The organism is Mesorhizobium sp. L103C131B0 (assembly GCF_000502275.1).
Lineage (GTDB): Bacteria > Pseudomonadota > Alphaproteobacteria > Rhizobiales > Rhizobiaceae > Mesorhizobium.
Window position 1 is genome coordinate 1 of sequence record NZ_AYXC01000007.1, and the last position, 21,447, is coordinate 21,447.

Sequence of the window (21,447 nt, forward strand, 5' to 3'; positions counted from 1 at the left end):
TGCGCTCGCAGCGCCAGTCGCGGCTGCTCGGCACCACGCTGGTGCGCTTCGGCATTCCCGACGGCCGCCCGGTCGGCGCCGTGCTGGCGCAGCTGGCCGCCGATGGCCGCACCCTGCGGCGCGAGCCAAACCATATCTATTCGCTGCAGCAGGCGGCCGGCATCGTCAACTATGCCTTCGAGCGCATTCAGCTCGACAACAAGCAAGCCAGTGGCGAAAACGTGCGCATCGCCGTCATCGACACCGGCATAGACGACACCAATCCGGCGCTTTCCGGCGTCATTGCTGATCAGTTCGACGCCATGCCCAACGTGCCGGTCGAAAAGCGTGACCACGGTACCTCGGTCGACGGGCTGATCGCCGGCGTCGGCGCGCTCGAAGGCATGGCGCCCGGCGCCAGGATCTATCACGCCCGCGCCTTCGAGGACGGCAGGTCGACCATGGATGTCATCCTGTCGGCGCTCGACTGGGCGGCGGACCAGAATGTCAGCATCATCAATATGAGTTTCGTCGGCCCCAAGAACGATCTGCTCGCCACCGCCTGCCGCAATGCGCGCGGGCTCGGCATCATCCTGGTCGCTGCTGCCGGCAACAACGGGCCGAAAGCGCCCTATGGCTACCCCGCCGCCTATGACGGCGTGATCGCGGTCACCGCCACCGACGCCAAGGACGGGCTGATGCAGCAGGCCAATCGCGGCGCTTATGTCTTCATCTCGGCGCCCGGCGTCGAGATGGTGGCGCCGAGCGGCGCCGGCTCTGACGTCGTCACCGGCACCTCGTTTGCCGCCGCGATCGTGTCCGGCGCTATCGCCAATTTGATCCACGCTTCACCCGAGCGCTCCGCCGACGACATCGAAAAGGCGCTGGCCGTCACCGCCAGGGATCTCGGTCCGAAGGGACGGGACAATGATTTCGGTTATGGGCTGCTGGATACGAAGGCGGCGGCGAACAAGTAAACCGGGCGAATTTCGCGCCACCCAATTCAGAGCGCCGGACCCAGCCGAACAGGGCTGCCATCATGGAAGCGCGACAGCCGGAAGCGGCTGAGGTCGTGCCCGGTCTGGTTTCCCTGGATCATGTCGGCAACGACCCGGCCTATGCCAGGCCCGATACCGAAGCCGTGACCGCTCATTCCCGTCGCGACGAAAAGACCGCCGACGGCCTGCACATGATCCACGATGGGGACGACGTCCGGCATGGCGTCGATCATGCCGCCCCAGCCTGCCTTCAGGCGAACTGTTTCGAGCTGTGGAAAAAGACGTCCGAAATTGCGTTCTATGGAACGCAGACCGGCTCGTTCAGGGGGCGGGTTCAGCACCCGCATTTTTTCGAAAGGACTGACGGAATCCGGCGCCCAATCGCGCGGCGTCGACCAGGCGTCAGGGTAGCCTGACGGGGCGAACGGAAAGTAGCGTGTCCCGAACGGATTGTCCCTGAGGGCGGGAAGGTAATTGGTGGCGTGCCGGAATGCGTCAGGCCCCAGGTAAAGCAAATGGCTGCCGCCCGCGGCGAGCGTATATCCGCCATCCTGCCTGCGCCGGAACGCGATGTGTTCGTCGGCGGCCGCACCTGCATAGACCTCAGGCATGGGCTCCGTTGCGGCTGCGGTTACTCTGACGCTGAGCTGGGGGATGGAGATGCCGTGTCTGCGCAAGAACAGAGATGACCAGGCGCCGCCGGCGACCAGCACGCTGGAGGCCTCGACATACCCCGCCTCGGTCCACACGCCCTTGATCTTGCCGCCTGAGATTTCGAGGGTTCGCGCCGCACAATTCTCGACGATTTTGACGCCTTTTCGCGCGGCGAGCCGGGCAAGTGCGGGCACCGCCAGCCAAGGCTCCGCCCGCATGTCGGAGGGCGTCGTCATCGCGCCCTTGAATTTGCGCGACATGCCTTTGATGAGTGCCGCGGTTTCGTCTGCATCCAGGAGACGGGTGTCGAGCGCATGCGTCGCAGCGATCTTCATGAATGCTTCGAAGCCGGCCATGTCCTTGTCGGTCTTCGCCAGGTAGGTCACACCTGTCTGGGTCAGGCCGATGTCCTCGCCGCATTCCTCAGCCAGTTGCCGCCACAGGCGAATAGCCTCTATGACGATGGGCAACTCGTCGGCGTCGCGTCCCTGCTTTCGGATCCAGCCCCAATTGCGGGACGACTGTTCGGCCGCAATGCGTCCTTTTTCCAGCAGCGTCACCGGGATGTTCCGCTGTGCCAGGAAAAGCGCCGTCGTCACACCGATGATGCCGCCACCGACAATGACCACCTCCGACGTTTTCGGCGGTGGGCCAGGATGCCGGATTGGATCCGTTTCGGAGAACGGGAATATGGGCAAGTGGCGCACCCTGAGGACTGGTTGATGGCTCTGGCTTACTGGTTGCCACCCACTCGAAGCCAAATCAAGGACAGGTCCAGGCAGACCGTTGTCCCAACGAAGTCAATCTATCTGCGGGCAACATCCACATGGGTGAACTTGCCAGCGGAGCAATTGGATTAATCCCTAAACCGGCGCGCCGGCGACCGAGCCTCTCACCACCAGGTCGACAGGCCAGACCTCGCCCCGCGCCCCTTCTTCCAAGCCGGAAATGCGCGCTGCCAGGCGTTCGGCGATGCGGGCGCCGGCGAGGCGGATCGACGAGCGCGTCGTCGACAGCGGCACGGAAAAATTCTCCGGCTTCAGCCATGGAAAGACGTCGTCATGGGCAATCAACGACAGGTCGCCGGGAATGGTCAGGCCAAGGTCGCGCACCGCGCGCACGACGCCGAGCGACATGATCAGGCTGGAGCAGGCGATCGCCGTCGGCCGCTCGCTCTGTTCGAGCAGGCGCCTGGCGGCGCGGTAGCCGTTCTCCTCGGTCATGGTGAGTGAACAGACATGGCGCTCGCCGAGCGTCAGGCCGCTCGCGGCCAGCGCCCTGCGCATGCCGCGCTCGCGGTGGATGGCGAAGGTCTCGCGGTCGTCGCCATTGATCAGCGCCAGCCGGCGGTGGCCGAGCTGAACCAGCAGCCGGGCGGCGTCGTGGAAGCCGCCCTCATTGTCGATGTCGGTGAAGGGGTAGTCGAAATCGAAGCCTTCGCTGCGGCCATGGACGATGAAGGGAATGCCGAGCGTGTTGACCAGCGCCACTCGCCGGTCGGCCGGGCGCGGCGAGGAGATGTAGACGGCGTCGACCTGGCGGTTGGCGACGATGCGGCGATAGGTGGTTTCCTGGTCGTCGGCATCGGCCGGCGACAGCACTAGGTCGAGCTCGTGCGAGCGGGCATAGTCGCCGAGACCCGACAGGAACTCGACGAAATGCGGGTCGATGTCGACGGAGGCGCCCGTCGGCAGCACATACCCGATCATGCCCGTCTTGCCGGTCGCCAGCCGGCGCGCGCTCGGGTTGGGCCGGTAGCCGTGGCGCTTGGCGGCATCCACCACACGCCGGCGGGTTTCCTCGTTGACCTCGGGATAGCCGTTGAGCGCACGGCTTACCGTTGTCTGCGACAGGGCCAGCATATGAGAGAGCTGCTTCAGGTTCACTGGGAGGCCTCCAAGCCTCAAAGCGCTTTTAATTTTGAAGCCACGCGGCGCCACAATGGGCGCGGCCGAGCTGGTCGACCATACGCACTGGTCCGGCCAGTTTGAAGCTTAATACGGTGCTGCACCGCCGTAAAACTGTGCTGCAGTGCACTTTACCAAGTCTTGCGGCCCGCAATTAAATCGATTAGCCCACCGCCCTCTTGACTTCCAGCCGATTCAATGGCGAGATCAAAAAGACCAAAGCGCTTTGGAAGACTCTTCGAAAGGTTGCGGTTCCTTTCTGAACGAGTCACAGTCCTGCAGCGTCGGCGGGCGGAATGGAGGTTCCGCCCGGGTGTATGTGTCCACACTGGGAGGAATACCGATGAAGAAGATGCTTCTGCTTGGCGCAGCGTTTGCCACACTCGCCTTGTCCCTGCCGGCGCAAGCCGAACTGAAGTTCAAGCCCGGGGAAGACAAGCGCTTCAACTGGGCCAATTACGAAGAGCTGAAGAAGGTCGATCTCAAGGGCGAGACGCTGACCATCTTCGGGCCCTGGCGCGGCGAGGACGAAGGCCTCATCCGCACTGTTCTCGAATATTTTCAGGAAGCCACCGGCGCCGAGATCAAATACTCCTCGTCGGAAAATTACGAACAGCAGATCGTCATCGATACCCAGGCCGGCAGCCCGCCCAATATCGCCGTACTGCCGCAGCCGGGCCTGATCCAGGATCTGGCGTCCAAGGGCCTTTTGACGCCGCTGGGCGACGACACCGCCAAATGGATCAAGGACAATTACGGCGCCGGCCAGTCATGGGTCGATCTCGGCACCTTCAAGGACAAGGACGGCAAGCCGGGCTTCTTCGCCTTCCCCTACAAGGCCGACGTGAAATCGCTGGTCTGGTATTCGCCCGACAATTTCGAGGAAGCCGGCTACAAGGTTCCCAAGACCCAGGAAGAGCTCGCCGACCTCGAGAAGAAGATCATCGCCGACGGCGGCACGCCGTGGTGCATCGGCCTCGGCTCAGGCGGCGCTACCGGCTGGCCGGCGACCGACTGGGTCGAAGACATCATGCTGCGCACCCAGACGCCCGACGTGTATGACAAGTGGGTAAAGAACGAGATCCCGTTCAACGATCCGGCGGTGGTCAACGCCATCGACATTTTCGGCAAGATCGCGACCGACGACAAGATGGTCGACGGTGGGGCCAAGGCGGTTGCCGCGACCGACTTCCGCGACAGCCCGAAGGGCCTCTTCTCGGTGCCGCCGAAATGCTACCTGCACCATCAGGCATCGTTCATCCCGACCTTCTTCCCGGAAGGCACAAAGGTTGGACAGGACGCCGACTTCTTCTACTTCCCGCCCTATGCATCCAAGCCCGAGCTGGGCACGCCTGTGCTCGGCGCCGGCACGCTGGCCATGATCACCAAGGATTCGAAGGGTGCACGCGCGTTCATCGAATTTCTGAAAATGCCGCTGGCACATGAAATCTGGATGGCCCAGGGCGGCTTCGTCACGCCGCTCAAGTCGGTCAACAAGGATGCCTATGCCAGCGACGCGCTGAAGAAGCAGGGCGATATCCTTGCCAATGCCTCGACCTTCCGCTTCGACGGTTCGGACCTGATGCCGGGCAAGATCGGCGCCGGCGCCTTCTGGACCGGCATGATCGATCTGGTCGGCGGCAAGTCGGCGCAGGATGTCGCCACCGACATCCAGAAGAGCTGGGACGCTATCAAGTAGTCAGCTGGCAAGCAGTCAGCTGGCAAGCAGTCAGCTGGCAAGTAACCACTGCCAAGTAATCAGCCGCTTTGGCGGCAAATTCAGGACTTCCTCCACAGACTGGATCCGGGCCGCTATGGCCCGGATCCGACCGGCGCCTTACGCCGGACCGATTTGCGTTCGTTCGTTTCAGAATAACTTAAATCGGCGCAGAGCCACATCGCCAGGGCTGTTCAAGGCCCGGCCGATCATGCGCAGGGAAGAGGGACCCATGGCTGCTCAGATCTTATCGGCCATTTTTGTCATCATCATCGGCGTCGGCGGCTGCGTCGCCTATTTCTGGGGCGCCAACAAGCTGGTCGACCTGATATTCCCGTCGCGCGGCGTGGCCGGGGCTGCGGCCATCGACAATCTGCGCCGGCAAGGACTGGTCCGTCCGTGGCTGTTCGTCGGCCCGGCGATGATCATCCTCACCGTCTACCTGATCTATCCGGTGGTGGCGACGCTCTGGCTGTCCTTCCTCGACCGCGGCGGCCAGCATTTTGTCGGCTTCGCCAACTATGAATGGGCGTTCGGCGACCGCGAGTTCCGCAACTCGATCCTGAATAACATCATCTGGCTGGCGGTGGTGCCCGCCGCCTGCACCTTTCTAGGGTTGATAATCGCCGTGCTCACGGACAAGATCTGGTGGGGCACAATCGCCAAGAGCCTGATCTTCCTGCCGCTGGCGATCTCCTTCGTCGGCGCCAGCGTGATCTGGAAATTCATCTACGAATATCGCGGCGAGGGCCAGACGCAGATCGGCCTGCTCAACGCCATCATCCAGTATTTCGGCGGCCAGCCGCAGGTCTGGATATCGCTGCCGTTCTGGAACAATTTCTTCCTGATGATCATCCTGATCTGGATCCAGACCGGCTTTGCCATGGTCATCCTGTCTTCGGCGTTGCGCGGCATCCCCGAAGAGACGCTTGAAGCCGCGGTCATCGACGGCGCCAATCCGTTCCAGATCTTCTGGAAGATCATGGTGCCGCAGATCTGGGGCACCATCGCCGTGGTCTGGACGACGATCACCATCCTGGTGCTGAAAGTGTTCGACATCGTGCTGACCATGACCAACGGCCAATGGAACAGCCAGGTGCTGGCCAATCTGATGTTCGATTGGATGTTCCGCGGCGGCGGCGATTTCGGCCGCGGCGCCACCATCGCCATCATCATCATGATCGCGGTCATCCCGATCATGGTCTGGAACATCCGCCAGGCGAACAAAGAGACGGGAGGACATTGAGATGGCCGTCGCGACCGGAAAGTCCTTTGCCAGCCGCTTCGGCGTCCACATCGCCGTGCTTGTCTTCGTCGCCGTCTGGACCGTGCCGACGCTCGGCATCCTGGTCTCGTCGCTGCGCGACAAGGACCAGATCATCGCCTCGGGCTGGTGGAACTCGTTCTCCAGCTCCAGCCAGACTGAAGCCGGCCGCCTGCCGCCGGCCTCGGCGCAGGTCGAGAAGGACGGCAAGTTCGTGCTTGCCGGCAATATCTTCGGCGACGGTGCTGCGCGCAACATCAGCGCCTTCGGCGTCAAGTCGGCGGCACCGACGCAATATCCGGCCGGCACCACTGCCGATCTCGGCGACGGCGTGACCTTGCAGCTCAATGCCGACGGAACGTTCGTCATGAGTTCGCCCAAGGCTTTCGAAGGCGACCGTGGCCAGCGCGTCTATTACGCCTCGTCGGCGCCACCGAAATTCACCACCGACAATTACAAGACCGTGCTGTTTTCGGAGGGCATCGGCCGCTCGTTCATAAACTCGCTGACCGTCACCATCCCGGCGACGGTCATCCCGATCCTGATCGCCGCCTTCGCCGCCTATGCATTGGCGTGGATGCGTTTTCCCGGCCGCGCCTTGCTGATCGCCACAATCATCGGCCTGCTGGTCGTGCCGCTGCAGATGTCCTTGATCCCGCTTTTGAAGATCTACAACGGCGTCGGCATCTTCTTCGGTGTGCCGTCGAAAACCTATCTCGGCATCTGGCTGGCGCATACCGGCTTCGGCCTGCCCTTCGCCATCTATCTCCTGCGCAGCTATATTGCCGGCCTGCCGCGCGAGATCATGGAATCGGCGCGCATAGATGGCGCCAGCGATTTCGAAATCTTCGTCAAGATCGTGCTGCCGCTGTCCTTCCCGGTGCTGGCGTCCTTTGCAATCTTCCAGTTCCTGTGGGTGTGGAACGATTTGTTGGTGGCAATGGTTTTCCTCGGTACCGAAGGGGACCAGATCGTGCTGACCGCGAAGCTCAACGCGCTGCTCGGCTCGCGCGGCGGCGACTGGGAAATCCTGACGACATCGGCCTTCGTCACCATTATCGTGCCGCTGATCGTGTTCTTCTCGCTGCAGCGCTATTTCGTCCGCGGGCTGCTGGCCGGCTCGGTCAAAGGAGGTTGAGACTTATGCAAGCCGCTTTGAAGGCGACCTCGAAGCCCGATCTCGCCGTCGATCGCGACTGGTGGCGGGGCGCGGTGATCTACCAGATCTATCCGCGCTCCTATCAGGACTCCAATGGCGACGGCATCGGCGACCTCAAGGGCATCATCCGCAGGCTGCCCTACATCGCCTCGCTCGGCGTCGACGCCATCTGGATTTCGCCCTTCTTCAAGTCGCCGATGAAGGATTTCGGCTACGACGTCTCGGACTATTGCGACGTCGACCCGATGTTCGGGACGCTCGCCGATTTCGACGCGCTGGTTGCGGAAGCCCATCACCTCGGCCTCAAGGTGATGATCGACGAGGTGCTGTCGCACACCGCCGACAACCATCCATGGTTCAAGGAGAGCCGCGCCAGCCGTAGCAATCCCAAGGCCGACTGGTATGTCTGGGCCGACGCCAGGCCGGACGGCACGCCGCCCAACAACTGGCTGTCGATCTTCGGCGGCTCGGCCTGGCAGTGGGACACCAGCCGCCAGCAATATTATCTGCATAATTTCCTGTCCGAGCAGCCGGACCTCAACTTCCACAATCTGGAAGTCCAGGACGCGCTGCTCGACGTCACCCGCTTCTGGCTGGAGCGCGGCGTCGACGGCTTCCGCCTCGACACCATCAATTTCTACTTCCACAGCCAGGGGCTGGAGAACAATCCGCCGCTGCCGCCCGAAGAGCGCAACGACCAGACAGCACCTGCGGTCAATCCCTACAACTACCAGGACCATATCTACGACAAGAGCCGGCCGGAAAACCTTGCCTTCCTCGAACGGTTCCGGGCGCTGCTCGACGAATATCCGGCGGCCGCCGCGGTCGGCGAAGTCGGCGATTCGCAGCGTGGGCTGGAAGTGGTCGCCGCCTACACCGCCGGCGGCAAACGCGTCCACATGTGCTATTCCTTCGATTTCCTGGCGCCGGAAAAGATCAGCGCCGCCAAGGTGCGCCAGGTGCTGGAAGCCTTCGGCAAGGTCGCCAGCGACGGCTGGTCGTGCTGGGCCTTTTCCAACCACGACGTGATGCGTCCGGCCTCGCGCTGGGCCGCCGACGAGGCCGACCCGGCCGCCTATCTGAAGGTTATCTCGGCGCTGCTGATGTCGCTGCGCGGTTCGGTCTGCCTCTATCAGGGAGAGGAGCTTGGGCTGGGCGAAGCCGAGTTGCAGTTCGAGGATCTGCAGGACCCCTACGGCATTCGCTTCTGGCCCGAATTCAAGGGCCGCGACGGCTGCCGCACGCCGATGGTGTGGGATGCAACCGCCAGCAATGCCGGCTTTTCGACGGCCAAGCCCTGGCTGCCGGTGCCGGGCAAGCACTTGTCGCAAGCGGTCAATGTTCAGCAGGGCGACGCGGCCTCGCTGCTCGAGCACTACCGGCGCTTTCTCGGTTTCCGCCGCCAGCATCCGGCCCTGGCCAAAGGCGACATCGAGTTCATCGAAAGCGAGGGCGACACCGTCGCCTTCACCCGCCGTGAGGGCAATGAGCAGATCGTCTGCGTCTTCAATCTGGCCAGCAAGCCGGCCGAGGTCGATCTCGGTGGTCAGGAGCTGCTGCCATTGGCCGGGCACGGTTTTTCGGGACAATCCGGCACAGGTTCCATCCGCCTCGGCGGCTACGGCGCCTGGTTCGGGCGCATCGACTGAGTTTTTGACGAAACTGGATTTTTTGAGGAAATCCAGGTTCTCTAGGGAAATCACTGGGAGGAAATTATGGCCGATGTCACGCTGAGACAGGTGAAGAAATCATACGGCAATCTGCACATTCTCCACGGCATCGACCTCGACATAAAGTCGGGCGAGTTCATCGTCTTCGTCGGCCCGTCGGGTTGCGGCAAGTCGACCTTGCTGCGGTCCATCGCCGGGCTTGAGGAGATCACCTCCGGCGAGCTGAAGATCGCCGGCGAGGTGGTGAACGACGTGCCGCCTTCCAAGCGCGGCATCGCCATGGTGTTCCAGTCCTATGCGCTCTATCCGCACATGACCGTCTACGACAACATGGCCTTCTCGATGAAGATCGGCAAGGAAAGCAAGGCCGAGATCGACAAGCGGGTGCGGCAGGCCGCCGAAATCCTGCAGCTGACCAAATATCTCGACCGCCTGCCCAAGGCGATGTCGGGCGGCCAGCGCCAGCGTGTCGCCATCGGTCGCGCCATCGTGCGCAATCCGAAAGTGTTCCTGTTCGACGAGCCGCTGTCGAATCTCGACGCGGCGCTGCGCGTCGCGACCCGCATCGAGATCGCCAAGCTCAAGGAATCGATGCCTGCCACGACCATGATCTACGTCACCCACGATCAGGTCGAAGCGATGACGCTCGCCGACCGCATCGTCGTGCTGAAGGATGGCCATATCGAGCAGGTCGGCACGCCGATGGACCTCTACAAGAGGCCCGGCAATCTGTTCGTTGCCCAGTTCATCGGCTCGCCGGCCATGAACATCCTGCCGGCGACAATCGACAGGACGGGCAACCCGACAATCGTCAGCCATGTCGGCGGCCGCAAGGCAACGGTGCCGATTGCAACGCCGGCGTCAGCAAAGGGTGCGGCAGTCAGCTTCGGCGTGCGGCCGGAGGATCTGTCGGCCGCCACCGGCGCGGAATATCTTTTCGAGGGCGTGGTGGACTATGTCGAGCAACTCGGCGAGGTGCAGCTTGTCTATGTCGATATCGGCCGCGCTGACCTGCCGTTGGTGACCAAGCTGCCCGGCAATGTCGAGGTCAAGCGCGGGGCAAAGCTGCGACTGACCGCGGATGCCGGGGACCTGCACATCTTCGACGCCGATGGGCACTCCTTCTCGCTCAAGCCGGTGGAAGTGAAGGCGGCTTGAGATAGCTGCGTCGTACAGGCATAAAAAAAGAGCGGCGGGCCAGGCCCGCCGCTCTTTTTTAAGCTTCGGCTGTTAGTTGTTGCCGAACCGATCCCTGTCGCTGCTCTGAGGAACGAACTTCTGTTGGTCGTTCGACGAGTTCAGCAGCTTGTAGACCGCCGAGTTGGTGCCGGTCGACGAAGTGCGGGTGGTGTCGACGGCAGCGGCCGGCTGGTTGGCGCCATTGGAGCCATAATTGTCGCTGCCGGCAAAGGCAGCGCTCGAAACAGCCAGAACGGCTGCGGTGGCAAGAATGATCTTCTTCATTTTAGTCTCCTGAATTTTTCTGATGCCGCCAGCTGCAGCGGATAAGCCCGCCACGTGCTGGAAACCGGCTTTTAGCGGCCGAAAAGGTTACGGTCGGCACCGTGGGCAGGCGCCTGCTCGGCTGGAGCCGACTTCTCAACCGAAGCCGTATGGCCACTATCGGTCGACGTAATCGCAGGCTGGTTGGCGCCGTTCGAACCGTAGTTGTCGCTGCCGGCGAAAGCGCTGCCGGAGATGGCCAAAACGGCGGCGGCAGCAAGGATGATCTTTTTCATTTCAATACTCCTGAATTTTTTGGGATCCCGAGAGCGACGGGTTAGCCGCCCTTCTTTGGTCGGGATCAGCGATTGCCGTAGAGGTCGCGGTCGGCGCCCTGAACGACAGGCTGCTTGTCAGCCTGCGCCGGCTTCTGAATGGAAGCCGTATACGAGCTGTCGACCGAGACGGCTGGCTGGTTCGCACCATTGGAACCGTAATTGTCGCTACCGGCGAAGGCGCTGCCGGTGATCGCCAAAACGGCTGCGGCAGTGAGGATGATCTTTTTCATTTTTAGGACTCCAGTTTGTCTGTCCGTCTAGCCGCGTGTCTTGGGAGGAATTCGCGTCGTTCGGACAGCCCCGATGTGGGAAAGCCATAGGCTGGTTTCCAATCACGAAGTTGTTCCGTGTGGACCACGGTCCTGCACCTTGAAATTGTGCCAGGAAGTTCCTCTATGGTCATTTATCGCATTGTTTTCACTTGCTTAAGTCGAACCGAGTGGTTCGCTCCGGTGTCGGTTTCCGGGCCGTCGTTCACACCGTCCTGCACGCATTGTCAACAGAAACGAACCGTTCGGTTCGATTAGAGATTGCTAATAGTAACTTTTCGATACCGTTGAGCCCTTTTTGCCCCCGATCGGAACTGGATCCGCAGCGATTCGAAACGGCGATGATAGCGCCGCAAGACAGGATCTCAGCCCTTCGGTGGTCGGCGGGGCGCATGCCGCGCGTGTCGCGCCGCATGGATATGATGTCGCTTTCATGCCGACGTCGCGATCGCTGCCGTGATTAGATGATCGCATCTCAGGTGCCGCTTCGTGACGACGCAGCGGAGAATTGGGAAGCCGGTCAGAATCCGGCGCTGCCCCCGCAACGGTGGTGGAGTTGAAGTCGCAACGGGAGACCACTGGGCAGCAGCCTGGGAAGGTGTCGCGATGGTCCGCAAGGACAACTCCAGAGCCCGGAAACCAGCCCGAGATGCATAGACTCGACTGATCGCGGTGGGCGGTCAAGAGGTGGATAGCGCATGTCCGGCGCCGCGCCGGCCTGCGTCCGATCCTTCCTCCATCACCACCAAGTTCAGTCCTTAAACCACGAGGACAGAACTATGGATACGCGCAACGACATGCTGAGGCTCCTGAACGGCCGCAAGCAAGGCTTTTCGCTGGAACAGCCCTTCTACACCGACCCGGACTATTTCAAGCTCGACATGGAGCTTATCTGGTATCGCGACTGGCTGTTCATCGGCCATGATTGCGAACTGCCGAAGCCCGGCAGCTATATCACCGTGCAGATCGGCGATTATCCGGTGGTGCTGGTCCGCGACCAGAAGGGCAACATCAACGCCTTTCACAATTCCTGCCGCCATCGCGGCAGCCGTGTCTGCAACACTGAGAAGGGCATGGCGGCAAAGCTTGTCTGCCCCTATCACCAGTGGACCTACGAGCTTGACGGCCGGCTGCTGTTTGCCCGCCAGATGGCCGACGGTTTCGACAAGAGCCAGTTCGGCCTGAAGCCCGTCGCCTGCGAGAGCGTCGGCGGCTACATCTTCATCTGCCTGGCAAAAGAACCTGCCGACTTTGCCCCGATGCGCGCCATGATAGAGCCCTACCTCAAGCCGCACCGGCTGAATGAAGCCAAGGTCGCCTTCGAGAGCACCATCATCGAGAAGGGCAACTGGAAGCTGGTCTGGGAAAACAACCGCGAATGCTATCACTGCGCCGGCAATCATCCAGAGCTGTGCAAGACATTCCCCGAAGCGCCGACGGTGACCGGCGTGCAGGGCGCCGACAGCGATCCGGAGATGCTGGCGCACTGGGCGAAATGCGAGGCGGCGGGCCTGCCGAGCAAGTTCCGCATCGATCCGGCCGGGCAATACCGCGCCACCCGCGCGCCGCTGCTGCGCGATGCCGTCAGCTACACGATGTCCGGAAAGCGCGCGGTGACGAAGAACCTGTCCGACACTGTTGCCGCCGACCGCATCGGCACCTTGATGCACTACCACTATCCGACGACCTGGAACCACATACTGATCGACCATGCGGTCACCTTCCGGGTGCTGCCGATCAGCGCCACCGAAACCGCGGTGACGACCAAGTGGCTGGTGCACAAGGATGCGGTCGAGGGGGTCGACTACAACCTTGAGGAGCTCACCCATGTCTGGACCGAGACCAACGACCAGGACCGCCGCATCGTCGAGGAAAACGCCTTTGGCATCCTGTCTCCGGCCTATGAGCCCGGCCCCTATTCGGAGCTGCACGAGGGCGGCGTGATCCAGTTCGTCGAATGGTACGCGGCCTTCATCGGCCCGCGCCTTGCCGAAGGCGGCCGGCCGGCGCTGCGCAGCGTCGCGTGAGCTGGAGCAGGCGAAGAGGGACCAGAGGATGAATGCGATGACGGATCTTGGGCTCTATCGCCATCTTGACCAGATGGCGCCGTGGAACGATAGGCTGCAGGCGCTGGAAGTGATCGGCGTCAGCGACGAGGCGCCTGACGTCAAGACCTTCACCTTCCGCTCCGACAACCAGACCTGGTTCCGCTACAAGCCGGGCCAGTTCTTGACGCTGGAACTGCCGACACCGGACGGGCCGCTGATGCGCACCTACACGCTGTCGTCATCGCCATCGCGGCCCTTTTCGATCGCGGTGACGATCAAGGCGCAGGCCGGCAGCATCGGCACGCGCTGGATGTTCGACCATCTGGCACCCGGCTCGCATGTCAAGGCCTATGGACCGGCGGGCGACTTCTCGTTGCACAGCCACCCGGCGGCCAAATACCTGTTCATTTCGGCTGGCTCCGGCGTGACGCCGATGATGTCGATGCTGCGCTGGCTGAACGACTGCGCGCCATGGACCGATGTCGGTTTCGTCAACTGCGCGCGGCGTGCCGAAGAGATCATCTTCCGCAAGGAACTCGAACTGCTCGGCGGCCATATGCCCGGCTTGTCGCTCGGCTTCATGATCGAGGAACGTTCCAGCCGCGAAGGCTGGTACGGCCATATGGGCCGCATCGATGCGATCCGGCTGCCCTTGCTGGCTCCGGATTTCCGCGAGCGCGAAATCTTCTGCTGCGGCCCCGATCCGTTCATGCGCGCCGTGCGCGGCATGCTGGATGCCGCCGGCTTCGACATGACGAAATACCATCAGGAGAGCTTTGCCGCGCCTGTGGTGGAGGAAATTCCGGCGCCGTTTGCCTCCCCGGTCGAGGACGGCATCGCTGCACCTGTCGAAGCCGTGACGCCGATCCGCTTCTCGCTTTCGGAGGTCGACGCCGGCTGCGTCGCCGGCCAGACCGTGCTGCAGACCGCGCGCAGCTCGGGCGTGCGGATTCCCGCCGCCTGCGAGTTCGGCCTGTGCGGCACCTGCAAGGTGAAGAAGGTCTCCGGCGAAGTCGAGATGAGCCACAATGGCGGCATCCTCGACCACGAGATCGATGACGGTTTCATCCTTGCCTGCTGCTCGAAACCGTTGTCGGCGCTCGAAATCGAGGCTTGAGCCGGTCGACTTCGCCGCAACGGTCGCCGACGCAGGCGTTGTGTTCGCGGGTCTTTGTCTTGCCAAGCATAGGCCGAGTGATTTAGACGCACTTAGGAAGGGCTGGGCAGACCGTGAAGCCGGCGCATCCCTTCAGGGCGCATGGGACGGGGGACAGAGCGATGCAACAGCGGGTCTACGCGGTCGCAAGCAAGGACATCGTTTTCGAATCATTCGATGGCGAAGCCGTCGTTCTCGATCTTTCGAGCGGCAAGTATTTCGGCTTTTCCGATTCCGGCAGCCGGGTCTGGCAGGCTTTGTCGTCCGGCGTCGCCACTGAAGCACTGGTCGGAGCTGCCGCGGGCGCCGCAAAAACAAGCCTGGCCGACCTCGAAAGCTTCGTTGCCCGACTGCTCGATTTCGGGTTGCTTGCGCCAGCCGAAACACCGGCACAACCGCTTTCGGGCGAGCTGTCGGCTGCGCTTGCTGCCAGCAATGAGCCGCTCAAGGTCGATGTCCATGACGACCTTGCCGATCTCATCATTGTCGACCCGATCCATGAGGTTGAGGAACCTCTCGGCTGGCCGGCGGTGAAACAGGCATAATCGTTTCCCTAAAGCGCGTCGCGTTTGAACGGACTCAGGCGACGCGGTTTAGATCTTTGATTTTATGCATGTCGTCGTCTCAAAACCGGGGCCACCCCGAGCGACATGCATCAGGCGACCCGGCGCAATTCTGGACGCTGAACAACCAACACATGCCTTTGATCACGCTGCAAACCCTGCCGGATTATGCCCGCCATGTGCTGGCGGCCGCGGAAAGCGCCGCCGCCTTCTATCCCGTTACCGCCAGCGTGCGGTTGCCGGGACTGGAGCTGAGTGTCCACCTCGACCATGGCACGCTGGCGGAAGCCATGAGCCATGCCTTCATACCGGCCCCGGAAAATCCGTCTGCATCTGACGGCTGCCGCATTTTCGTCGCCCACCCGGGCATCGATGGCGTCCTCGCCCCGGCCACCTGGAGCCGAGGCGATTACAACCATCATGCCTTTGCCAACCGGCTGGAAGAGGCCGGATTGCGCGGCAGCTACTATCATGACCTCGATTTCTGGCAGTTCCATGATCCGCAACGCCATGTCGGGGCGCAGCTGATGATGGCGGCCGAGGCCTTTCCGCCATGGGAACAGGCGGCGCCGCTGCGCGCCTTCCTGCATTGGGAATATGCGGCGCGCGGCATGCGGCTTACCCATGCCGGCACGCTGGGCATCGATGGCAAGGGCGTGTTGCTGGCGGGCTCCGGGGGAGCCGGAAAATCGGGAACGGTCGTCGCCGGCCTGCTCAATGGGCTCGATAGCGTCGGCGACGACTATGTGCTGATCGACCGGACCGGGGGGGTGACGGCCTATCCGCTGTTTGCCACGCTCAAGCAGGATCCGGAGGGCTTCAGGCGGCTGAAGCTGGAGGAGCGGCTAAAGTCGTACCAACCGCTGAACTGGCAAGGCAAGCATGCCTTTCACATCAACGAGATCGCGCCTCGACCAACTCCTGCAAGTCTGGACATTATTGCTTTGATAGTGCCCCATATCAGGGGAGGTGCGAGAAGCTCGGTCATGCCCATATCGCGCAAGGATGCCATGATCGCCCTGGCGCCGTCAGGAATCGTGCAGATGCCGGGCGAGCGGGAAGCGGGCTTTCGCTTTTTCAGCGAGCTTACCCGCGATCTGCCATGCTACCGGCTGTCGCTGGGGACGGAGCCGCGCGAGATCGCCGGCACGATTGCGGATTTCGTCCTTCGGGGCTCCGCATGAAGTTGAGCGTCATCGTGCCGGTCTGCAATCGGGAGATCTATGTCGTTTCGACGTTGCGGTCCCTGCTCAGGCAACGCGACGATGCCGATCTCGATATCATCGTTGTCGACGATGGCTCGACGGACAGCTCCGTTGAAGCAGTCCGCGCCATCATGCGGGAAGCGTCGTGCATCCGCCTGTTCCAGCAGGCAAACCAGGGCGTGGCCAACGCGCGCAACACAGGGCTGAGGCAGTTGCTGCCGCAAACCGAACTGGTGTCGTTCCTGGATTCGGACGACGTCTCGCCGGCTGGACGATTCAAGGCTGGCCTACCCCTGTTCGCGGCCGACCCTGCGCTCGAGCTGACCTACTCGCTGATGACGCGCGTCGATCTCATGGACGACGAAGCCCTGCAGCCGGCACGGGGCGGCGCAGGTCCCACCGTGCGCGGCGTCAGCCTTAGCGCCGGGATATTCCGCAGGGCACTCATCGACCGTACAGGTGCTTTCGACGAGGAGTTCCGGCAGGGCGAAGACGCCGACTATCTGCTGCGCATTTTCGAAACCAGCCCAAAGCACATTTTTCCCGACACCGTCGCGGTATACTACCGGCGCCACCCCGGCAATTTGACCAAGCAAAGGGATGTGGCGGTGCGCGAATACCTACGTGTAATTCAGAAATCCTTGCGGCGGCGCAAGGCCGATCCGTCGCGGCGCCCGGTCGAGGGGCTTTTCGAGATCAAGCGCCCGGCAGAGTGGTGAAAGAATGAATAGATCACAGCCTGGAATGCGTGCGTGAAGCTGAGCGTGATCATGCCGGTCTACAACCGCGAACGCCATGTCGGCTCGGCGCTGCGCTCGCTGCTGAGGCAGCGCGATGCCGCCGATCTCGACATCATCGTTATCGATGACGGTTCGACCGACAGTTCGGTGGCGGTCGTGCGCTCGCTGATCGCGGAGGCGCCGTGCATTCGCCTTTTCCAGCAGCAGAATGCCGGGGTGACGCGGGCACGCAACGCGGGCTTGCGGCAATTGCTGCCGCAGACCGGGCTGGTATCGTTTCTCGATTCCGACGACATTTCCCCGCCGGGCCGCTTCAAGGCCGATCTGACCTGTTTCGACGCAGACCCCACCCTCGAGCTCACCTATTCGCGCATGACGCTGGTCGACGACATAGATGACGATACGCTGGAGCCGACAGCCGACAGCCACTCGGTGACGGTTCGCGGCATTCACCTGTCGCCCGCTATCTTCGTCCGGCGGTTGGTCGAACGCATCGGCAGCTTCGACGAGGATTTCCACCAGGCCGAGGACACCGACTATCTGCTGCGCACTTTCGAAAGCGGGCCGAAATTCACGATGCCCGACACTGTTGCGCTCTATTACCGGCGCCATCCCGGCAACATGACCAGGCAGGCCGATGTTCCTTTTCGCGAATTCATGCGCGCCGTCTACAAGTCGATGAAACGGCGCGAGGCCGACCGCTCCTTGCACCCTGTCGACGGCATCTTCGATTTCAAGGAACTTGCGAATTGGCGTTTCCTGTGATGGCCAGCTACGGCGTCGTCATTCCGGCCTTCAACGCGACCGCCACCATCGCCGAGACGCTGCGATCGGTCGCGGCCCAGACGGTCCAGCCCGACGCCATAATCGTCGTCGATGACGGCTCGACCGACGATACGGTCGCGGTGGTCAATGCGCTGGGCATGCCGGTGCAGGTGTTGCGCCAGGACAATGCCGGACCAGGCAGCGCCACCACCAGGGGCATCGCCGCGCTGGCGACGCCCTTCGTCGCCACGCTCGATGCGGACGATCTGTGGCTGCCGACCAAGATCGAAAGGCAGCTGGAGCATTTCGAGCGGTTTCCCGCGACGGCAGGAGTCTTTGCCCACTGGCGGACGTTTCGCGATGACAAGCCCGATGTGCAACAGGACGTGGCCGTGGCGGGCTGGTCGCGCACGACGATGATGATCCGCCGGGAGGTAGCCGAGGCCGTCGGTCCGATCATCGACCCGCAAGGCGGTCGCGGCGACATGGTCGACTGGATCGCCCGTGTCCGCGAGGCGGGCTTTGCGCTTGCCATGCTCGACGATGTCCTGACCTTGCGCCGCATCCGGCCCGACAGCATGTCCTATGGACGCGACCCCGTGCGCGATCGCGGTTATCTCGAAGTCGTAAGGCTGGCCATGCAAAGGCGAGCAGCGAAAAAGGCGAGCGCCGACTGATGGCCAATGCCATGCGCCGTATCGGCCGTCGGTTTCCGGACTATGGTTGGTCATGGCCAACTGGCGGACTCGACCAGCTGCTGAAGGCCGCATTGCTGCCCGATGAAGAAGCGGCAGGGCGTTACGCGGCGCGCTGGCTCGACGAGAACGACATCGACCATGTTGCCTTCCGAGAGCATCGGCTGCTGGCCGCGATCTCCGATAGGTTCGGCCGCAAGCTCGCTGGGCATCCGGCCTATCCACGTCTTGTCGGCCTGCAAAAGATGCTGTGGACCAAATCGCGACTGGCTGCGCGCGAGGCCGAGCCGGCGCTACAGGCCATGATCGACGCCGGCTGCGCGGTGATGCTTATCAAAGGCGCCAGCCGCATCGCCGTCAACGCCTCGGCGCAGCGCGGCCGGGTGGCGCATGACATCGACATGCTGGTGCGCCCGCAGGACATGATTGCCGCCTTCGATGTGCTTAGCGAACGCAACTGGCAGATCGCCACCGGCGTCAGCCCGCAATATCTGCGCACCAGGCTGGCGTCCTTGCGTTCGATGAATTTCTTCAAGGGCAGTTTCGGCGACATCGACCTGCACCAGCTCGCTTATGACGGGTCGCAGCAAAGCGCGGAAGATGATCTGGCGATCTGGCAGCGGGCGCTGTCAGCCGATTTCAATGGAGTCCGCGTGCTTGTTCCCTCTCCGGCCGACCGCATGGCGCTTGCCATCGCACATGGCGGCCTCGATGCCCACGCCCACAGCGACTGGCTGGTCGACTGTGCGGTCGCCATCGAGAGTGGCGCAGTCGACTGGGGCGTGTTCGCCGACATCGTCGCCAAGCGGGGCCTCGCCGTCGCCGCGGCGGTGGCGCTCTCCTATCTCTGCCTGGAGATCGGCATTGCGGTGCCGGAGGCCGAACTTGCAAAGACGATTGAGTTGGCCGACCGCGCCGGCCTGTCGCGCTGGTCCTCGCTGCTGCAGGCCAAGCCGCGCACCGATTTCGGCGGCCTGGTTTGGCTGTCGCGCGGCTTTGCCAAGCAGTTGCGCCTCAAACGCAAGAAGGGCCGACTGCAGCATCCGACGCCTGCTGCCGTCTGGCGCGGCAGGCCGACATTGCGCAAGGCAAGAGCGACACCGGAACCGTTCGCGCTTTCTCAGGCCCTGCCCCGTCCGGACAGGACTGGAGCGATGATGCTGGACGTCACCGTCAGGATCGTCGTTCCGCCAGTCCGCCGCCGCATCGAGATGGAAATCAATGCCGGCGGCGGTCACGTCGCCCGCTTGCGTTCCATGGTGATCAGCCGCGCCGGCGGCGGACGTGTGCTGCGCTTTCGCGGCAAGGTAACGGTGGACGACACCGGCCGGCCTCTGGTGATCGAGGCACGGCCATCGCGCCAGTTCCGCAACTGGGACAATGAGGCCGAAGTCGCCGCCTATGGCGCGCTGCCGTTCCAATTGCTGTCGGCAAGGTTTTCACCCGCCTGAGAGCGGTTCGCTGTCTCCATGAAACGGTGAACCACTGTGGCCCTCTCAGACGCCATAGCGCTCGGTGCGGATGATTTCCGCTGGTATGCCGGCGTCGATCAGCGCCCGGGCAGCCGCCGAGACGAAGGTGTTCGACCCGCAGACGAAGGCGAGCGCCGGCGGCCGCGGCAGCCGCGTGAGCGCCTGCATGACCATTGCCGTGTCGATGCGCCTCGAATAGTCGGACGGGCGCCGTGCCGCCTCGCGCGTCAGCGTAAGCACCAGCTCGAACCCGTCGCGGCGGTCACCGAGACCGATCAGCTCGTCGCGGAAGATCACCTCGTCCCAGACCCGCACCGAAAACATCAGCGCCACCGGCACCGCCGATTTGCGCAAGGTCCGGTGACGCACCATCGCCATCAGCGGCACGACGCCGGAGCCGCCGCCGACCAGAAGCAGCGGCCCGCCATCCCCATCGGACCAGACGAAATGGCCGCCGAGCGGCCCGCGCAGTTCGATCTCGTCACCGACCGCGGCGATGTCGTGGAAGAAGGGCGAGACTTCACCGTCGTCGAGCTTCTCGATCGCCAGCTCGATCGTGGCGCCGCTCTCCGGCGCCGAGGCGATGGAATAGGAGCGGCGCGCTTGGTAGCCGTCAGGCGCAGTCAGCCTGACATCGACATGCTGTCCGGCGCGATAGGCGAATGGCCGTGATAGCGCGAAGAAGAAACTGGTGACGCGTGGCGTCCGCTTTTCGATCCGGGTGATTTTCGCCGTCTGCCAGGGAGATTGCGGCGCTTCGCTCATGGATCGCCGCTATAGCGCTGCTCGCGCCACGGGTCGCCATAGATGTGATAGCCGCGCAATTCCCAGAAGCCCGGCTCGTCGCGCTCGGTGAACTGCAGCCCGTTCAGCCATTTGGCCGATTTCCAGAAATAGAGATGCGGCACCAGGAGCCGCGCCGGGCCGCCATGGTCGGCAGTGATCGGCTTGCCTTCATAAAGGAGCGCCACCATCGCCTTCCCCGCGGTGAGATCCTTGGCCGGCACGTTGGTGGTGTAGCCGTCATAGCCATGCGCCAGCAGGAAGCCGGTCGGCGCTTCGATACCGGCATCGGCAAGGATGTCGTCGACCAGCACGCCTTGCCAGGCGGTATCGAACTTGGTCCAGGCGGTAACGCAATGGATGTCGCGCGTCATCTTGGTCAAGGGCAGCGCGTTGAACTCGGCCCAGTTCCACTTCTTGATCGGGCGTGGCCCGTGCTTGAGCGTGAACGACCAGTCCTCGGTGCGCACGCGCGGCGTCGGCCCCGCCGACAGCACCGGAAAGCCCTGTTCGAGATACTGACCGGGCGGAATGCGCGCATCGGTCTCCGTCGGAGGCTTTCGACCGGAGGAAAAACCGCGAGTGACCATTTGACTGTCCGTTTTTAGCAGGCCATTGCCGG

At 62.9% G+C, this 21,447-nt stretch carries 21 protein-coding genes and 1 riboswitch; of the genes, 14 read left to right on the top strand and 7 right to left on the bottom strand.

What is annotated here, in order from left to right; all coding sequences use genetic code 11:
• Positions 1-956, top strand: a 956-nt coding sequence (locus tag X730_RS150235) for a S8 family serine peptidase (RefSeq protein ID WP_031196992.1), incomplete at its 5' end; no start/stop codon positions are given.
• Positions 957-982: 26 nt separating this feature from the next.
• Here X730_RS150235 and X730_RS150230 read toward each other — a convergent pair.
• Positions 983-2,329 (bottom strand): FAD-binding oxidoreductase, encoded by a 1,347-nt coding sequence (locus X730_RS150230; protein ID WP_023696898.1) that lies wholly within the window; start codon positions 2,327-2,329, stop codon positions 983-985.
• Between the two features lie 165 nt (positions 2,330-2,494).
• Positions 2,495-3,517: a substrate-binding domain-containing protein gene (locus X730_RS150225; protein WP_023684299.1), complete on the bottom strand. Its 1,023-nt coding sequence runs from the start codon at positions 3,515-3,517 to the stop codon at positions 2,495-2,497.
• Positions 3,518-3,881: 364 nt separating this feature from the next.
• Between X730_RS150225 and X730_RS150220 the strand changes: the two genes are divergently transcribed.
• The 5 genes from X730_RS150220 to ugpC all read left to right on the top strand — a co-directional run bounded on the left by X730_RS150220 (position 3,882) and on the right by ugpC (position 10,506).
• Positions 3,882-5,237, top strand: coding sequence for an ABC transporter substrate-binding protein (locus tag X730_RS150220; RefSeq protein ID WP_023690253.1), 1,356 nt, complete (start codon positions 3,882-3,884; stop codon positions 5,235-5,237).
• 250 nt (positions 5,238-5,487) lie between these two features.
• A complete protein-coding gene (locus X730_RS150215; RefSeq protein WP_023668891.1) occupies positions 5,488-6,501 on the top strand; it encodes a sugar ABC transporter permease in 1,014 nt (337 codons plus the stop codon).
• A gap of 1 nt (position 6,502) precedes the next feature.
• On the top strand, positions 6,503-7,657 hold the full coding sequence (locus tag X730_RS150210; RefSeq protein ID WP_023668890.1) for a carbohydrate ABC transporter permease: 1,155 nt from the start codon (positions 6,503-6,505) through the stop codon (positions 7,655-7,657).
• Positions 7,658-7,662: 5 nt separating this feature from the next.
• Positions 7,663-9,327: an alpha-glucosidase family protein gene (locus X730_RS150205; protein ID WP_031196994.1), complete on the top strand. Its 1,665-nt coding sequence runs from the start codon at positions 7,663-7,665 to the stop codon at positions 9,325-9,327.
• Between the two features lie 66 nt (positions 9,328-9,393).
• The gene (gene ugpC, locus X730_RS150200) at positions 9,394-10,506 is read left to right on the top strand and encodes a sn-glycerol-3-phosphate ABC transporter ATP-binding protein UgpC (protein WP_023826451.1); all 1,113 of its coding nucleotides are present in this window, start codon (positions 9,394-9,396) and stop codon (positions 10,504-10,506) included.
• Between the two features lie 72 nt (positions 10,507-10,578).
• Here the strand turns inward: ugpC and X730_RS150195 are convergent, their stop codons facing one another.
• The 3 genes from X730_RS150195 to X730_RS150185 form a co-directional block, all read right to left on the bottom strand.
• Positions 10,579-10,812 (bottom strand): DUF680 domain-containing protein, encoded by a 234-nt coding sequence (locus tag X730_RS150195; protein ID WP_023826452.1) that lies wholly within the window; start codon positions 10,810-10,812, stop codon positions 10,579-10,581.
• 71 nt (positions 10,813-10,883) lie between these two features.
• Positions 10,884-11,087: a DUF680 domain-containing protein gene (locus tag X730_RS150190; RefSeq protein WP_023668886.1), complete on the bottom strand. Its 204-nt coding sequence runs from the start codon at positions 11,085-11,087 to the stop codon at positions 10,884-10,886.
• Positions 11,088-11,152: 65 nt separating this feature from the next.
• Positions 11,153-11,359 (bottom strand): DUF680 domain-containing protein, encoded by a 207-nt coding sequence (locus X730_RS150185; RefSeq protein WP_023826453.1) that lies wholly within the window; start codon positions 11,357-11,359, stop codon positions 11,153-11,155.
• A gap of 499 nt (positions 11,360-11,858) precedes the next feature.
• A riboswitch (cobalamin riboswitch) is annotated at positions 11,859-12,061 on the top strand.
• A gap of 116 nt (positions 12,062-12,177) precedes the next feature.
• Here X730_RS150185 and X730_RS150180 point away from each other — a divergent pair.
• The 8 genes from X730_RS150180 to X730_RS150145 all read left to right on the top strand — a co-directional run bounded on the left by X730_RS150180 (position 12,178) and on the right by X730_RS150145 (position 20,021).
• Complete coding sequence (locus X730_RS150180) at positions 12,178-13,425, top strand: aromatic ring-hydroxylating dioxygenase subunit alpha (RefSeq protein ID WP_023668884.1); 1,248 nt, start codon at positions 12,178-12,180, stop codon at positions 13,423-13,425.
• Positions 13,426-13,462: 37 nt separating this feature from the next.
• Positions 13,463-14,563: a hybrid-cluster NAD(P)-dependent oxidoreductase gene (locus X730_RS150175; protein WP_023826454.1), complete on the top strand. Its 1,101-nt coding sequence runs from the start codon at positions 13,463-13,465 to the stop codon at positions 14,561-14,563.
• Positions 14,564-14,724: 161 nt separating this feature from the next.
• Positions 14,725-15,147 carry a PqqD family protein gene (locus X730_RS150170; RefSeq protein WP_023826455.1) on the top strand — a complete coding sequence of 141 codons (423 nt, stop codon included), beginning with the start codon at positions 14,725-14,727 and terminating at the stop codon, positions 15,145-15,147.
• A 152-nt stretch (positions 15,148-15,299) separates the two neighbouring features.
• Positions 15,300-16,349 (top strand): hypothetical protein, encoded by a 1,050-nt coding sequence (locus tag X730_RS150165; RefSeq protein ID WP_023826456.1) that lies wholly within the window; start codon positions 15,300-15,302, stop codon positions 16,347-16,349.
• The gene (locus X730_RS150160) at positions 16,346-17,089 is read left to right on the top strand and encodes a glycosyltransferase family A protein (protein WP_023745157.1); all 744 of its coding nucleotides are present in this window, start codon (positions 16,346-16,348) and stop codon (positions 17,087-17,089) included. The genes X730_RS150165 and X730_RS150160 overlap by 4 nt, the downstream gene beginning before the upstream one ends.
• A gap of 33 nt (positions 17,090-17,122) precedes the next feature.
• Entirely contained in the window at positions 17,123-17,875 is a 753-nt protein-coding gene (locus X730_RS150155) for a glycosyltransferase (protein WP_023755574.1), read from the top strand.
• Entirely contained in the window at positions 17,860-18,552 is a 693-nt protein-coding gene (locus X730_RS150150) for a glycosyltransferase family A protein (RefSeq protein ID WP_245261368.1), read from the top strand. The genes X730_RS150155 and X730_RS150150 overlap by 16 nt, the downstream gene beginning before the upstream one ends.
• Positions 18,552-20,021, top strand: coding sequence for a nucleotidyltransferase family protein (locus X730_RS150145; RefSeq protein ID WP_023826457.1), 1,470 nt, complete (start codon positions 18,552-18,554; stop codon positions 20,019-20,021). The genes X730_RS150150 and X730_RS150145 overlap by 1 nt, the downstream gene beginning before the upstream one ends.
• 45 nt (positions 20,022-20,066) lie before the next feature.
• Here X730_RS150145 and X730_RS150140 read toward each other — a convergent pair whose 3' ends face one another.
• A complete protein-coding gene (locus X730_RS150140) occupies positions 20,067-20,807 on the bottom strand; it encodes an FAD-binding oxidoreductase (protein ID WP_023752436.1) in 741 nt (246 codons plus the stop codon).
• Complete coding sequence (locus X730_RS150135; RefSeq protein WP_023684287.1) at positions 20,804-21,415, bottom strand: sulfite oxidase-like oxidoreductase; 612 nt, start codon at positions 21,413-21,415, stop codon at positions 20,804-20,806. The genes X730_RS150140 and X730_RS150135 overlap by 4 nt, the downstream gene beginning before the upstream one ends.
• Positions 21,416-21,447: the final 32 nt, after the last annotated feature.